Consider the following 14,340-nt stretch of genomic DNA (forward strand, 5'->3'; position numbering starts at 1 on the left):
TCGGCATTGGGTAGCTCGGTCATCTCAACCCAATATCAGCGCTATCAATGAAAATATGTTAAAGCGACGCCACCGCTACGCGTCATTTAGCAAGACTTGCGCCACGGCCTCGTCGGTAACAAGGTGGTTTACGTAGCGACCAAGTAGTGTGGCGCGGATGATAGGTGCTTTATAAAGCCCGCCGGACGCCAGCACCGAGACCGGCTTCTGGCGCAACGCGTCGAGTGAAATGGCCATGATCGAGCGATTGATCTGGTGATCGACCACCGTGCCGTCGGCACGAAGGAAATATCCGAGGATCTCGCCCACCGCGCCGCACCGTTCCAGTTCTTCAAGGTTGTCTTTCACGACGCGCAGCGAGGGAATAGGCGAGTGTTCGTGCAGATCGCCGCAGGCGACGAGTGCCACATCAGCGATCTCGGTGCGAGCGAGCACGTCAGCGATCTCATCATTGTGCAGGAAAGCCTCGAGGCTTTCCGAGCTGGAGCAATAGATCGGCGCGGTAAGATAATGGCACTCGAGGCCGAGCGCCTTGGCGACCGACATGGCCACTTCAAACGTATTGGTGAGCGAGGCGCGGGTGACGCCTCCCATCAGGCCGACGACCCATGAATTGGTGTTCGGCATGACTACGAGCCGGCGCGTCGCGAAGGCGAGGGTACGGCCCCAGCCGATGCCGACGCCGAGATCTCGGCCGGCGATAACGGAGTTCAGGAGTTCGCCGGCTGCTTCACCGATGGTCCGCTGCTGCTCGATTAAATCGGTGAGCGCCGGGACGACGACTGCTTCCTTCAGATGGAACTTCGCCTTCAGCCGTTCTTCGAGAGCGACGCAGTCGGCAAGCGGCGTACGCACCTCAATATTGACGAGGCCGGATGCGCGGACCTGCCCAATGATCTTGTTGATGCGCAGGCGAGTGGTCCCGAACTCGGCGGCGATCTCCTTCTGCGTCATGCCGCCGACAAAATAGAGCCACGCGACGCGCGCGATTTCGCGGTCGGAGTGAAACTCGTCGTCGGTCGGTTCGGTCTTGGCTTTGTCGAACACGTTTCAGAGGCCCGTCATTACAGAGAGTGAACTACGCAGATAGCAGATCAAACGGTTCCTATTCCAGATTGGTGTGACGCGATCGCATGGAAGCGGCATCAACTGCGAGGCGCTCGCGCAGCTTGAGGATCAACACCTCGAAGAGCACGTAGAGAGCGCCTTCATAGAGCGAGCCCATCGGGAGGGCGGAACTTGGCGCGGTGGTGTCGCTCGCCATCGTCTGGGCGGGAACGGTGAGGATGGCATCCGTCGCGCGAGGTGCGGCACCATCGGGCTCGGCGGTTACGCAGAGGGTTTTCGCGCCGGCGGCCTTGGCGACACCGATCAGCGCGCTGACGGTGGAGAAATCACCCGGGCCGGCCGAGACAATCAAGAGATCGCCGTCGCCGAGATGCGGTGCCGACATATCGCCGACGACATGCGCGTCGAGACCGAGATGGAAGAGCCGCATGGCAAAGCCTTTTATCTGCAGACCCTCACGACCGACGCCATAGAGCGCGATGCGCTGCGACGCGGCGATCAGGTCGAGTGCATTTGCTTCCTGCATCTTGTCGACCTCGACGAGAACGCCGTGGAGTTCGTCAAGCGCCTTTCGATAGATGTCGTCCATAGTCCCCTCCCTTTATCTAGTGGTCTAGCCGAGCTCCTTGCGCAGAGCCTGGGCCATGGCACGCAGCGTCAGATACGTGGATGCCGCGCCCGGATCGATATGGCCGAGCGAGCGTTCACCAAGCTTGGACGAACGGCCTCGGCGCGCCGGGATGTTGGCAGTCTTTTCCATGCCTTCCTTTGCGCCTTCCGCGGCGGCATTGATTACTTCAAGCGTCGAAGCGCCGTCGCCAGCGGCTGCCTTTGCGAGATCGGCGGCAGGCGCCCAGGCGTCGACCATTGTCTTATCGCCCGGTTCTGCGCGACCGCGATCCTGAATGCCTTGCGACGCGGCCGCGATCCAGCTAGCAAGTGCCGAAGCGTCGAGATTAAGACGGTCGCCAACGGCGGTCCCGGCGCGCAGGAAGGCTGTGGCGTAGAGCGGGCCGGAGGACGCGCCGACCGCATCGAGGAACGCCTTCGCCATGCGCTTGCAGGTCGCCTCAATGGTCTCGCCTTGCGGGGCAGCGTCGAGCGCCTTGCCGACCGCGATCCAGCCGATTTCCATGGTGACGCCGTGGTCACCGTCACCGATAACGCCGTCGAGCTCGGAGAGCCAGTCCTTCTCGGCGACGATGACTTTGCCGACATTGCGCATCATGCCGCGGAAGATGTCGGGCGTGATGTCGCCGCTCGTCGATAGCTCCTTGCGATCCTTGCCGGCGGCCTCGTCTTCATGATGGACGGCAGCGGAGGAGGAACGTGCCTGACGCAAGGCACCGGCCGCCGCGACGTCGCCGACGGTCAGAGCCGGAGTACGGCAAGGGTGATAGAGCAGCGTGCGCAACTCGTCGTCGAGCTTCATCAAAGTTATCGAAGCGCCAGCCATTTCCAGCGAAGTGGCGTATTCGCCGACCCAGCTATGAGCAATCTTGATGCCGGCATCGGCAAGGATGCGCTGCGTCTTGCGATGCAAAAGATAAAGTTCCATCTGCGAGGTCGAGCCGAGGCCGTTGACCAGCACGGCAACCTCGTCACCTTCACAAAGATTGAGATCCGCAAGGATCGCGCCGACCAGATCGCTCGCAAGCTCGTCGGCGGTTTCGAGCGGCGCGCGGCGGATACCCGGCTCGCCGTGCAGACCCATGCCGACTTCCATCTCGTCGGCGGGAATATCGAAATTCAGCTTGCGCGTTTGCGGCAGCGAGCAGGCCGACAGCGCAACACCCATGGTGCGGGTCACGGCATTGGCGTGGCGGGCGACGCGCTCGACTTCTTCGAGCGGCATCATGCGATCGGCTGCGGCGCCGACGATCTTGAAGACGAAAAAGTCACCGGCGATGCCACGGCGCTCATCGGAGCGCTCCTTCGGCGCGGAGGCAACGTCGTCGGTGACCCGGATGCTCTTCACCACGACTCCGCTGGCAGCCAGTTCTTCGGCCGCCATGTCGAAATTCATGACGTCGCCGGAGTAGTTGCCATAGAGGAAGACGACGCCCGCACCGCCGTCGGAGGCACGCGCCGCATCCATGATCTGTTCGGGCGACGGTGAAGCGAAGACGTTGCCGACTGCAGCCGCGTCTGCCAGACCGCGCCCGACATAGCCGGCGAAGGCAGGTTCATGGCCCGAGCCGCCGCCGACGACGATACCGACCTTGCCTGAACGCGGCCCATCGACAGCAACGATGGCGCGTCCCGTCGCGCCTTCGACGCGCAACAGGTCCGAGTGGGCTCCGACCATGCCCTCGATCATTTCGGAGATGATGTTCTCCGGCGCATTCATGATCTTCTTTGTTCTGACAGTCACGGTCTTGTCCTCAATGTCTTGTTCGGGCGGCGAACGAGCGGCTTAGCCAGCCTGCCGCAGGAGAGCCACGGATGCCTTCATGTCGGCAAGCACGTGCTCGTCGGTTTCTTCGAACGGGTAGATGATTTCCATGAAGTAGGTCTGGTCGGTCAGCTTGTGATGATTCCAGAACTCGGCCAAGCGCTGCGGCGTGACGATGCCCTCATGGGTGAAATTCCAATGGCGGTCGAGCAGGCCGTCGGTCTGCTGGATGTGGAAGGCGCCAATATGCTCGCCAACGGTCTCCATCCAATAGTCCATGTCAGCCTGATCGCCGAAGAGTTTCGGGAAAAGCGCATGGCCCCAGTCGACCATCAGCTTCACCGGCACGGCGCTTGCAGCATTGAGATCGGTCATCAGGCGCAGTGCGTCGGTCGCAGATGATGGGAACTCCGTCGCCAGCGGCACCGGCTCGACATAAAGGCGCTCCAACCCGCTCGCCTTGGCATGGAGGGTCAGCTCGAGGTAAGTCTCGACGGCTTGCTTGTAGATTTCTTCGCGGCGCGCCGGATTTTTCGCGTCGGCGGTCGAGAAGGAGCCGAACGGCATTCCGGCGGCCTTCACCCCCATGGCGGATGTCATGTCAATAGCGCGCTTCAGGTGCTCTTTGCCGAGCGCGCGTAGTTCCGGCGTCGGCGCCAGAAGGTGGTTGTAGGTGTAGGAGGCCAGCCCACCAAAGGTGCTTTCAATGGTGATGCCAGCCTTGGCGAAAGCGTCGGCATATTGACGCGCGATCGGGTCGCGCTGTTTGTCCGGCCACCATGGGTCGACGAGGTCCCAAGTGAACTGCACGGTGTCTATGCCGAGTTCGTCCTTGACGATGCGGGCCATTTCCTCACCACCGAGCCAGCGCTTGATGGCGAAGGACAGGTTCAGTCCGAGCTTCATGTGTTCCTCCCGAAATCGATATGGATGCTAAGCCGCGTCGGCGCGCAGGTAGCGGCGCGAAATGGCGTCGAAGGAGATAGCGAGGACGACGATGACGCCGCTGACCATGCCCTGCCAGTAGGGCGAGACGCCGAACAGCACGATGATGTTCTCGATGATGGCAATAATGCCGGCGCCGAAGATTGCGCCGAGCGGCGTACCGACGCCGCCGGTGGTAGTGACGCCGCCGATGACGGCGGCAGCGATCGGGGCCAACACCCATGTCGCACCGATCGAGGGTTGCGCCGTGCCGAGACGGGCCACCATCAACAGGCCGGCCAGCGCCGATACTGCGCCGGCGAAGATGAAGACCATGACGCGGATGCGGTCGACCTTGATGCCGAGCATGCGTGCGGCGGCCGGATTGTTGCCGATGGCGTACATGTAGCGGCCAAACGGGGTCTTGATTGTCACGAAGGAGACGATCGCCAGCACGACGATCATGATGACGAAAGGCATCGGCACGCCGAACAGATCACCACGACCGAGATACTGGATTTCCTGTGGAATGCCGGTTATGGCGACCCCCTTGGTCAGCACCAGATTAATGCCGCCAAATATGCCGGCCGTACCGATTGTGAGCACCAGCGAATGCAGGCGCAGAAAGGAGACCAGCCCGCCATTGATCAGACCGCAGGCGGCCCCCAGCAGTAGGGCGAGCGGCATGGTGAGCCAGGGATTGATGCCGTAGGTTACCATCAGTATGCCAGCGGCGACGCCAGCGAGGCCCCCGATAACGCCAAGCGACAGGTCGATCTCGCCGAGGATCATCAACGATGCTTGCCCGATGGTGACGAGGCCGACAAAGGCCAATGCGCGTGCCACGACCGAGAGATTGTAGCCGGTTAGAAAGTAAGGCGACAGCAGAGCCGAGATGATAAAGATCACCAGTAGCGCGACGAAGACGCCGGCAAGCGGATTGGCGACGAACGCCTTGAGGATGTTAGGCCGCATGGGACGTGCTCTCCTTGCCGAATATTGCGCCGACGAGCGTCTCGGTGCTGGTGCTTGCTGTATCGAAAGTGCCGGTGACCTTGCCGGAATGCATGGTAACGATGCGGGTCGCGCATTTGCGCAACTCGTCCATTTCTGACGAAACGAGGATGATGCCGACGCCCTCTTCCGCGAGACTTTTCATGATGCGGTAGATCTCGGCCTTGGTCTTGACGTCGATGCCCTTGGTCGGCTCGTCGAAGATCAAAAGGCACGGTTTCTGCGCCATAGCCCGGCCAATCAGCGCCTTCTGCTGGTTGCCACCCGACAGGAAGACGATTTGCTTGTTCATGCCGGACGTCTTGATGTCGTAAGCCTTGATGATCGCCGCCACGGTGGATTTCTCTTTCGCTGACGAGATGCCAAAGCCGGACGCCGTCTGGCCGTAGAGCGACATGCCGATATTGTCGCGCACCGACATCAGCGGGAAGATGCCATGATGCTTGCGCTCTTCGGAGAGGTAGATCATGCCGTTGGCGATCGACGCGGCAGTGTCGCCGAGCTTCCACGGCCTGCCTTCAATCTCGACCGTGCCGGACTTCGCCCTCAGGTAACCGAAGATCGTCTGCATAACTTCGGAACGACCCGCGCCGACCAGCCCGGCGAAGCCGAGGATTTCGCCTCGCTTCAGGTCGAAATCAACGTTGTCGAACTGCCGACCGGTGAGACCGCGTACAATGAGAATGGTTTCGCCGGCTCCCTGTGGTGCCTTTTCGGGCTGGAACGTGTCGCCGAGATGGATCGCCTCGCCCGACATGGCGCGAATGAGCCCATCGGCATCGGTGTCGGCCAGCTTGCCGGCATCGACTTTCTCGCCATTGCGCAGCACGGTGTAGTCGTCGCCGATGGAGAACACCTCGTCCATCTTGTGCGAGATAAAGACGATGGCGTGGTCGCTGTCGCGGAAACCGGAGATGACGCGGAAGACACGGTCGACCTCGGTGCGGGTCAGCGACGAGGTTGGCTCGTCGAGGATGAGGACCTTCATCTCCCTGTTGGTCGAGGCGCGCGCGATCTGCAGCAGTTGCTGGTCGGAAACCGAGATAGTGCGGACAAGGTCGGATGGCTGTGCTGCGATGCCAAAGCGCGCCAGTATTTCCGCAGCTTCCGCCTCGAGACGCTTGCGGTTGACGGTCGCGCCGCCATGGCCGGAGCGGCTGTAGGGCAGGAACAGATTTTCGGCCACCGACATGTGGGGGAAGAGCGTGAGTTCCTGCGGGACATAGGCGATATTGCGGAACAGGCTCGCATCTTCGAGCGGGTCTTTGCCATCGATGCGGATCGCGCCGCGCGACGGCGTATAAGCACCGGTCAGGAGTTTCACCAGCGTCGACTTGCCGGCACCGTTCTCGCCGGCGAAGACATGGACACGGCCGAGCTCGATCGAAATGTCGACATTGTTCAGGGCAGTCACGCCGGGAAAGTCCCGGCCGAGCCCACGCGTTTCAAGAAAAGCCACGGATCTCACCTTTTCCAAAGGTCGACGGGTCGTCCACTTTCATGCAGTTCGCACCGGCCATTCATAGCGGGGCAGGGTCAATGCCTGCCCCACGCGGTGTCGTCGGGAGAACGAAGTTACTTGACGTTGTCCGGCGTCAGCACGGCGATGCCGGTGTCGATATACTTCGGCGTCTCAATGCCGGTCGCCTTCTGCCACATGGTCATGACCGACCAGTAACCCTGCATTTCTGGCTTGGTCGAGGAAGACGAGTCAGCGACGCCGTCCTTGATCAGCTGGATCATTTCCGGCAGGTCGTCGAGGCCGACGAGCTTTACGGTGCCGACCTTGCCGGCTTCCTTGATCGCCTGGCCGATGCCGATCGGACCGGCAGCGTCGGAAGCGACCCAACCTTTGAGATTCGGGTTGGCCTGCATGATCGCGGCGGCCTGCTTCTGCGCGGTCTCGATGTCGTCATTGTCGATCCCGGTGGCGACGACCTTGATCTTCGGGTTCTCGGCAAACACCTTCTGGTGGCATTCGGCACGGATCGCATGGTTCGGCGCGGTTGGAACACCCATCATGATGGCGACTTCGCCACCTTCCTCGCCGAGGATCTCGATGAGACGACGCGAGGCTATGGATGCCTGTTCGCAGAAGTCGTTGCCAATGCTGGTCAGCTCCATGCCTTCCGGTGGAACTGAGTCGAAGATTGTGACAGGAATGCCTTGGCCGACGGCGTCTTCGAGCGGTGCGCGGTTGCCCGCTGGATCGAGCAGATCGATGGCGATGCCGTCCGGACGGGTCGCAATCGAGCTTTCCAGAATCTGGTTCTGTTGAACGACATCGGCCTGCTGCGGCGCACTGTATTCGATCTCGACCTTCGAACCGGTCTGCGCCTCAATGGCAGCGGCAGCTTGCTTGGCACCGTCATTCACCTTGTCAAACCACGGATGGACGACCTTCGGCACGATGACAAAACGATAGCTGTCCTTCTTCGCCGTACCCGGCGCAGCGTCCTGCGCGAAGGCTGACGTGGATGCGAGCAAAAGGCCGACCGCGGCCAGCCGGAAAAGGGTCTTCATGATTTCCTCCCAGAGTTGACTATGAGCTTTGCTATGCACCGCGCCGACCGATCTCCACCCATCGAGAAGCGCTGCTCAAGTTAATCGATACATGTGTATTTTCAAATTTACAATAGATTTTGAGACTGTGCATGTCGCATGTCGCTTTGTGCGAGCCGCCTGACCAAGAAGCGCAATCACCGTACTGTGGGGTATAAGGGCCTGTGGTTCGCTGTCAGTCGAATTCAAAGTTGGCCGACAGTACGGAACGAGGGCGCATAGCGGTCGATCGTTCAAGCGCAAGCGAACTCAGCTTTTGGGTTCACGCTTATGTTACCTGAACGACCGAGTTAAAGCGCGAAGCAGTCATCCGCGGCTTGGATTGCCAGTTGCGATCAACATTTGCGCGCTTGTGATACTCTTCCATCACAAGAGCATTTCCAACAAAAGCACGAAGCGGTTCTGCATAAGATAATGCGCAAAAACAAAGACATAAAGAGGCATCGCGACTCTGTTTTGACTGGAACCTGCTCTAAATCGGTTCGGGTTCTGGGCTAAGGGAGATTGCCTCTTCCCGTTGAATTTTGAGCGCCTGTGGTACCGAAAGATACATGGCAATCGCGAATCCAATCAGTCCACCGCCAATTTTTCCCAATAGCAGTGGTAAAATAATCGTTGGCTGGAAGTTGGCAGAAAATGCCAGGTGATCGCCAAAGGTGAAAGCCGCACACACAGCGAAGGCGATGACCAGGACCTTGTCCTTGGGAGGCATTGTTTCAACAAGACGAAACATGGCCAGAATGTTGGCTGATGCCGCCAAAAGCCCGGCTGCTCCAGCCGATGACAGGCCGAGCCTGGAGCCAGCTTTCTCCATGGGATTCGCCAGATATCGGTTTAGAAGATAGACCATCGGGAAGGCACCGCACAACATGATGCCGATATACCCCGCAATTTCCAGCGCACGAAACTGATCCTCGTTGTCGGCGATGATGGGTGCAAATCCCCATCCGCCCAGTACCGTGCTGAAAGCTGATGTAAAATATTCGACGATTGAACTGACCAGGACCAGCGTGATTGCCGCATACATGATCCGACCGAACCACAGGAAGATCGCAATCATCAGGCCAGGTAAAAATCGTAATCCAGTTGCGAGGGCCACGCAGAACAAAACCAAGGGAAAAATATTGCGCAGGATCGTGGAGAATGAAAGATCGATCGACTGACCCGCAGTTCCCGTCGCGGCGATATCGGCGCGTATATCGGTGCCGAAGAAGCTGATCAGTAAACAGGTTATGACGACACCGGCAGGAATGCTGAGAACGCCCGACATGATGCCCAGAGCCATGTACTTGTGGTCGCGTTTGTTCAACATTGCCAACCCGACGGGAATCGAGAAGATAATTGTTGCACCTGCCATGAATCCGACGACCATAGCCATAATCCAGCCTTCGGGCGACTGGGCCAACGCTTTCGCCAATTGATACCCCCCCATGTCGGCTGCAATTACCGTTGTTGCCGCGATAGCCGGGTCGGCACCCAACATGGTGTGCAATGGTCCAACAAGTGAGCTGATGAACTTTGAAAGGTACGGTATCGAAGCCATGATACCAGCTACTGGAATAAAAATAGGACCGATACTATGCAGGCCTGCCACGAATTCTTTTCCAAGGCCCGTTTCGTTATTGAAGATTGAAGCGACCGCTCCCGCGATTGCACACATCATGATGATGTAGATGACGAATGTTCCGATATGTTCCATTGCCGTCCCCGTTTTATGGTTCTTGTTGCGGATATGGATAGGGTAGCCGAGCCACCCATCAGCTCAGATCATCTGAACAGCTGAGCCAGGTGATCATTGAGGAAAAAACCCTGCGGATCGAGTTTGCGACGCAGTTCCCGGAATTGCCCGGCTTTGGGATAAATGTTTGTCACATCTTGCCCAGTGAGAAAGTGCAGCTTGCCCCAATGCGGTCGGGAGCCATAGCTGCGGAGAATGGCGTCGACATCCCGCAGATAGGGCCAATAGTCGGTTCCAGGTTCACCCGATACGGAAACCGTTACACTATCCTGCTCGAAGAATGGACTAATCCAGGCATCGTCACCCGCAGTAAAGCGATACTCTATCGGATAAATACACTCAGGATATTTCTCCAGCATCAGCTTTCGCACGGCCTTGACTGCCTCCTTGCCATGCGCGACAGGCACCGCATATTCAAGCTCGTGGAAGTTCGGTACATATTCGATAGGATAGATTTCAGAACTATACGCGATCTTTTCGAAATCCGAGGACATGGGTGCTTCCTCGGTAATATCCATGGTTTTCATCTCACACACATCGGTGGTGCGACCGGAGCGAGAAGTCGCTGCCGTATCCGGCAGGCAGTAACAATGGCGGCTCTGTTCTGTCGGACACCAGAAAAAGCTGAAATGGCGATGTTTGGCAGCCAGCTCGTCATGCATTTCCATGCACGCATCAAAGTCTTCCCGCCAGAGGCGCTCATGGAGATTGTAGGAATCCATCAGCTGCAAGGTGATTTCCGATATGACGCCGAGCGTTCCAACCGATACACGGCTGGCCTTCAGGAGGTCAGGGGTTGTCTCGTCGGCCACAAGGATTTCACCATTTGGCTGAACGATCTTCATGCCTACAATCGCTGATGCGAGATTGGAAAGCTTCGCCCCGGTTCCATGTGTCCCTGTCGTCAAGGCACCAGCTAGCGCTTGACTATCGATATCGCCCTGATTGACCATCGACAGGCCATTTTCTTTAAGATACCGGCCAAGTTCGTTGATGGTGGTTCCGGCGGCGGCTGTTACACGTTTGCGCTGCGTGTCGATGCCCTTGATGCCTTTCATGCCCGATAACGTCAGAAGAAGACCGCTGGTCGCGACTACGGGTGTAAAGGAATGGCCAGAGCCAGCGCAACGCACGTTGAGACCCTGTGATGTCGCGGTATGAACCATTTCGCAGAGTTCAGCCTCGCTAGCCGGGGCACCTGCTGCGCTCGTCACACAGGACTGGTTTCCTACCCAGTTGCGCCAATGCCCGCCTGCACTCAGCATTATTTGGTTTGTCATTGTTGTTCCCTTTTATGAAGTCGGCGACGCCTATGATGCGTCTTGTCCGGAAATGATCAGCGTGAAGTGTCAGATTGCCGTATAGGCGTTATCGGCGAAGATATGGGCGCCATTTACAAAGCTGGATTCGTCGCTTGCTAGGAAAAGAGCAGCTGCCGCTACTTCTGATGGCTGGCAAAGCCGGCCTTGAGCCAGCTTGATTGCCTCTTCCGAAACATCTACGCCGAAGCTCTTGAGTATCTGGATTTCCTTCAATCCATGTGCAGTGGCGATAAAGCCAGGGCAAATTGCGTTGCTGCGAATATTGCGGTCACGAAATTCAACGGCCAGCGCCCTTGAGAACATATGGCAGGCTCCCTTGCTCGTGCAGTACAGAACCTCCATCGGTGTGCCGACGACCGCGGAAATGGAGGATGTGTTGATGATGCTGCCGCCGCCAGCCGCGATCATGCCAGGCAGAACTGCCTTGGAGACCAAAAACATACTTTTGACATTCACAGACATCAGGCGATCCCATTCCCGTTCCTCCGTTTCCAGAAAAGGCCCGGCAGCGAGAATGCCTGCATGGTTCATCAACACGGTAATGGGGCCGAACCGGTCCTGTATATGCTGGCAGGCAATTTTCACCTGATCTGCATGGGACACGTCGGCTGGCGCGAAGACTACAGAATGTCCCTCGTCGTTCAGACGCTGTGCTATGTTAGCACCGTCACTCTGCGGTAGATCAACGATGCCGACTTTTGCTCCCTCGCGCGCAAACAGTTCAGATGCTGCCAGACCGCAACCGCCTGCACCTCCAGTAATAAGCGCCACTTTCCCAGATAGTCTTCCAGGCATTTTTCCTCCTTCGGATCTTTTCCGCCTTTCATGATGCTTCCCGTGGTTCGCTTCGTGTCGAACTCTTGCCCGTTGAGTGAAAAGCGTAGAGCCCCTAAAGTGGGCCGTCGATATGCCGAAAGTTATAGGGAGTAATGTCCGTGCAAGTGCATGAAGCCGAAGGCATTTCCAACATCATACGTTCCATCGGCACGACCGGGTTCGGCAACATTCTCGACCGGAACCTGCAAAGTCACATCGATTTTGATATGAGCTGCATTTTCGTCTTTACGTTCAATGATCGCCCGGTGCTTTTGCATGACGGCTATAGCCAGACTGTATCCCGCAAAGCGCTAGGGGCTTATATGCGTGGCGGATATCTGCTTGATCCATTCTATGTGGCATGCGTCAACGAGCATCCAGCAGGCCTATGGCGAATGAGTGAACTTGCCCCGGACAGCTTTTTCAATTCTGGCTTTGTTATAGCTCGCGATATTCATCCCTGCATATCGTCCGAGGCAGGGGCTTTGGTTGAAGAAATCGGCTTTATTGTTCCCTTGAAGCGCCGAACCGCTGCGGTCTACTCGTTGATGCGCAATCTGGGAAAACAACCTTTCAGCAAACCGGAAATCGAAGCGCTTCGGTCGATGGAGCCAGTGTTGAGCGCGGCCATCTCAAACCATCACCAGCAGGTCATTCCTGCGGTTAATGCCATTCATGAAAAGGAAGATATCGAGGCGACATTTCTGGGCGTTTTTCAAGACACGCTTACGCCGACACAACGAATTGTGGTGCGCCTGATCTTACGCGGACACAGCAACCTGTCGATAGCGCGGAACATGAATATCTCGGAGGGTACGGCGAAGATCCATCGCTCGAACATCTATAAGCGTCTTTCCATATCCAGCCAGTCGGAGTTGTTTCAGCTTTTCATCGGATATCTAGCCAACGAGCATCATTAGAATTGCCAATCCTACGCTGAGCAAGGTGAAGGGCGTTTATGTCTGGAACGTCGATCCGGATTTCTGGGAACAATAGGTGGCTGACTAGCGGGTGTTTGCTGCTAGGCGTCCCATTTCAGTGGAATCCTCGTAGTTCCCACCACACTCTAATACCAATGAGCATTGATCAGAACCAACAGACCCGGAAGTTTGGACGAGGCTCGACGACCTGTGAGGCGCCGTTCGAAAATTTGGCGCGCCAAAATTAGCCAGTCATGCTCCTTGAAACTGAGCTCGACACCAGCAATCAATCCGTCGAGACTGGCTATGAGCCGGGTTTCAAAATTGCGATGGCGCCGCCGTTCGAAAAGGTCTTCTGAGGCAAAGTGTCGAGATCGTAGCGCATTGAAAACATGGTAAACAATTTCTCAAACGGACACCAGATATAAATTAATGTCCGGCACCGGTAATGCTGTTGGGTTGGGCCAATAATATACGATAGGTATCGCTTATCGCAAGTTATTGATTTGAAGGCGCAAATCGGTAAAAGTCAGGGCAAAGGCAGCTGTTTAACAGGAGAAAAAGACGCGAGGAGCCTATTCAGAGCGATGTGTTTGCCGGTGATGTTCGCTACGAGCAAGCGCAACAAAACGGTTTCGGATCTCGGCAAACAGCGCCGGTGGTAGCGGACCGTAATGGCCTGCCCCCATGGGGTGATCCGTTTTGAATGTTAGTGCATGCTGGGTCGACTTGCCACTACTGGTGTTGACGCTGTCCCATTTTGTGGAGGCCAGAGGGCTGCTTCGGGTGCCGGTGGCTTGTAGCCCAGCGATAAGTGGGGCCACACGGTGTTGTAATGCTGTCGCCAGTTTTCGATGATGATTTTCGCCTCCTTGAGCGTATAGAAGATTTCGCTGTTGAGCAGTTCGTCACGGAGCTTCGAGTTGAAACTTTCGCAATAGCCGTTTTCCCACGGACTGCCCGGCATGATGTAGGCGGTTTTGGCCCCGACTGCTGCGATCCACTCCCGGAGTGCCTTGGCGATGAACTGCGGGCCGTTGTCGGAACGAACGTGCGTCGGGATGCCCCTTAGGATGAAGAGGTCGGAAAGCACGTCGATAACACCGACGGCCTTCAGCTTTCTCTCGACCCTGATGGCGATGTATTCCTGCGTGAACTCATCGATCACGTTGAGCATGCGGATTTTCCTGCCGTTGTGCACCCGCTCCTCTACGAAGTCGTAGGACCAGACATGATTTGGGTATTCCGATCGAAGCCGGACGCACGAGCTGTCGTTCAACCACAAACGGCTGCGTTTCGTTGCTTGTTCGGCACTTTTAGCCCCTCCCGCCGCCAGATGCGTTCGACCCGTTTGACGTTCACGATCCAGCCGGCCTGATGCAGCATCGCGGTGATACGGCGATAACCATAGCGGCCATACTGGAGAGCGAGCGCTGTGATGTCGGCAGTCAAAGCCGCTTCATCATCCGGGGTCTTGGCGATCTTGCGCTGTGTGGAACGATGCTGACCGAGAACACGACATGCCCGTCTCTCGGACACCTTCAGTTCATCGATCCCATGGTCTACGCAAGCGCGGCGACG

At 57.5% G+C, this 14,340-nt stretch carries 13 protein-coding genes and 1 pseudogene; 1 reads left to right on the top strand and 13 read right to left on the bottom strand.

All coding sequences use genetic code 11. The features are described from left to right. Positions 1-75 precede the first annotated feature (75 nt). From JNC70_RS22185 to JNC70_RS22235, 11 genes are all read right to left on the bottom strand, one after another. On the bottom strand, positions 76-1,047 hold the full coding sequence (locus JNC70_RS22185) for a sugar-binding transcriptional regulator (RefSeq protein WP_245414693.1): 972 nt from the start codon (positions 1,045-1,047) through the stop codon (positions 76-78). Positions 1,048-1,105: 58 nt separating this feature from the next. Then, a complete protein-coding gene (locus JNC70_RS22190; protein ID WP_104753922.1) occupies positions 1,106-1,657 on the bottom strand; it encodes an SIS domain-containing protein in 552 nt (183 codons plus the stop codon). 24 nt (positions 1,658-1,681) lie between these two features. Then, positions 1,682-3,442 carry a dihydroxyacetone kinase subunit DhaL gene (gene dhaL, locus JNC70_RS22195; RefSeq protein ID WP_104753921.1) on the bottom strand — a complete coding sequence of 587 codons (1,761 nt, stop codon included), beginning with the start codon at positions 3,440-3,442 and terminating at the stop codon, positions 1,682-1,684. Positions 3,443-3,484: 42 nt separating this feature from the next. Next, complete coding sequence (locus tag JNC70_RS22200; RefSeq protein WP_104753920.1) at positions 3,485-4,369, bottom strand: sugar phosphate isomerase/epimerase family protein; 885 nt, start codon at positions 4,367-4,369, stop codon at positions 3,485-3,487. Positions 4,370-4,396: 27 nt separating this feature from the next. Beyond that, positions 4,397-5,362 carry an ABC transporter permease gene (locus JNC70_RS22205; RefSeq protein WP_104753919.1) on the bottom strand — a complete coding sequence of 322 codons (966 nt, stop codon included), beginning with the start codon at positions 5,360-5,362 and terminating at the stop codon, positions 4,397-4,399. Beyond that, positions 5,352-6,860: a sugar ABC transporter ATP-binding protein gene (locus tag JNC70_RS22210; protein ID WP_104753918.1), complete on the bottom strand. Its 1,509-nt coding sequence runs from the start codon at positions 6,858-6,860 to the stop codon at positions 5,352-5,354. The genes JNC70_RS22205 and JNC70_RS22210 overlap by 11 nt, the downstream gene beginning before the upstream one ends. A gap of 116 nt (positions 6,861-6,976) precedes the next feature. Beyond that, positions 6,977-7,924 (bottom strand): substrate-binding domain-containing protein, encoded by a 948-nt coding sequence (locus JNC70_RS22215; protein WP_104753917.1) that lies wholly within the window; start codon positions 7,922-7,924, stop codon positions 6,977-6,979. Positions 7,925-8,435: 511 nt separating this feature from the next. Next, positions 8,436-9,662, bottom strand: coding sequence for an ethanolamine utilization protein EutH (gene eutH / locus JNC70_RS22220; protein ID WP_104753916.1), 1,227 nt, complete (start codon positions 9,660-9,662; stop codon positions 8,436-8,438). Positions 9,663-9,730: 68 nt separating this feature from the next. Then, on the bottom strand, positions 9,731-10,966 hold the full coding sequence (locus tag JNC70_RS22225) for a D-arabinono-1,4-lactone oxidase (protein ID WP_104753915.1): 1,236 nt from the start codon (positions 10,964-10,966) through the stop codon (positions 9,731-9,733). 84 nt (positions 10,967-11,050) lie between these two features. After that, positions 11,051-11,818 carry an SDR family NAD(P)-dependent oxidoreductase gene (locus JNC70_RS22230; RefSeq protein ID WP_104753914.1) on the bottom strand — a complete coding sequence of 256 codons (768 nt, stop codon included), beginning with the start codon at positions 11,816-11,818 and terminating at the stop codon, positions 11,051-11,053. A 122-nt stretch (positions 11,819-11,940) separates the two neighbouring features. After that, positions 11,941-12,117, bottom strand: coding sequence for a hypothetical protein (locus JNC70_RS22235; protein ID WP_245414691.1), 177 nt, complete (start codon positions 12,115-12,117; stop codon positions 11,941-11,943). 45 nt (positions 12,118-12,162) lie between these two features. On the opposite strand from JNC70_RS22235, the gene JNC70_RS22240 reads away from it, so the two are divergent. Next, complete coding sequence (locus tag JNC70_RS22240) at positions 12,163-12,759, top strand: helix-turn-helix transcriptional regulator (protein ID WP_245414690.1); 597 nt, start codon at positions 12,163-12,165, stop codon at positions 12,757-12,759. Positions 12,760-12,905: 146 nt separating this feature from the next. On the opposite strand, the gene JNC70_RS22245 is transcribed toward JNC70_RS22240, so the two are convergent. Together JNC70_RS22245 and JNC70_RS22250 are read right to left on the bottom strand one after the other, a co-directional pair. Next, entirely contained in the window at positions 12,906-13,163 is a 258-nt protein-coding gene (locus tag JNC70_RS22245) for a DUF1612 domain-containing protein (protein ID WP_146097089.1), read from the bottom strand. 305 nt (positions 13,164-13,468) lie between these two features. Then, positions 13,469-14,340, bottom strand: a pseudogene (locus tag JNC70_RS22250) (IS3 family transposase); the annotation flags it as partial.

The sequence above is a fragment of the Brucella oryzae genome (assembly GCF_041929965.1).
Taxonomy (GTDB): Bacteria; Pseudomonadota; Alphaproteobacteria; order Rhizobiales; family Rhizobiaceae; genus Brucella; species Brucella oryzae.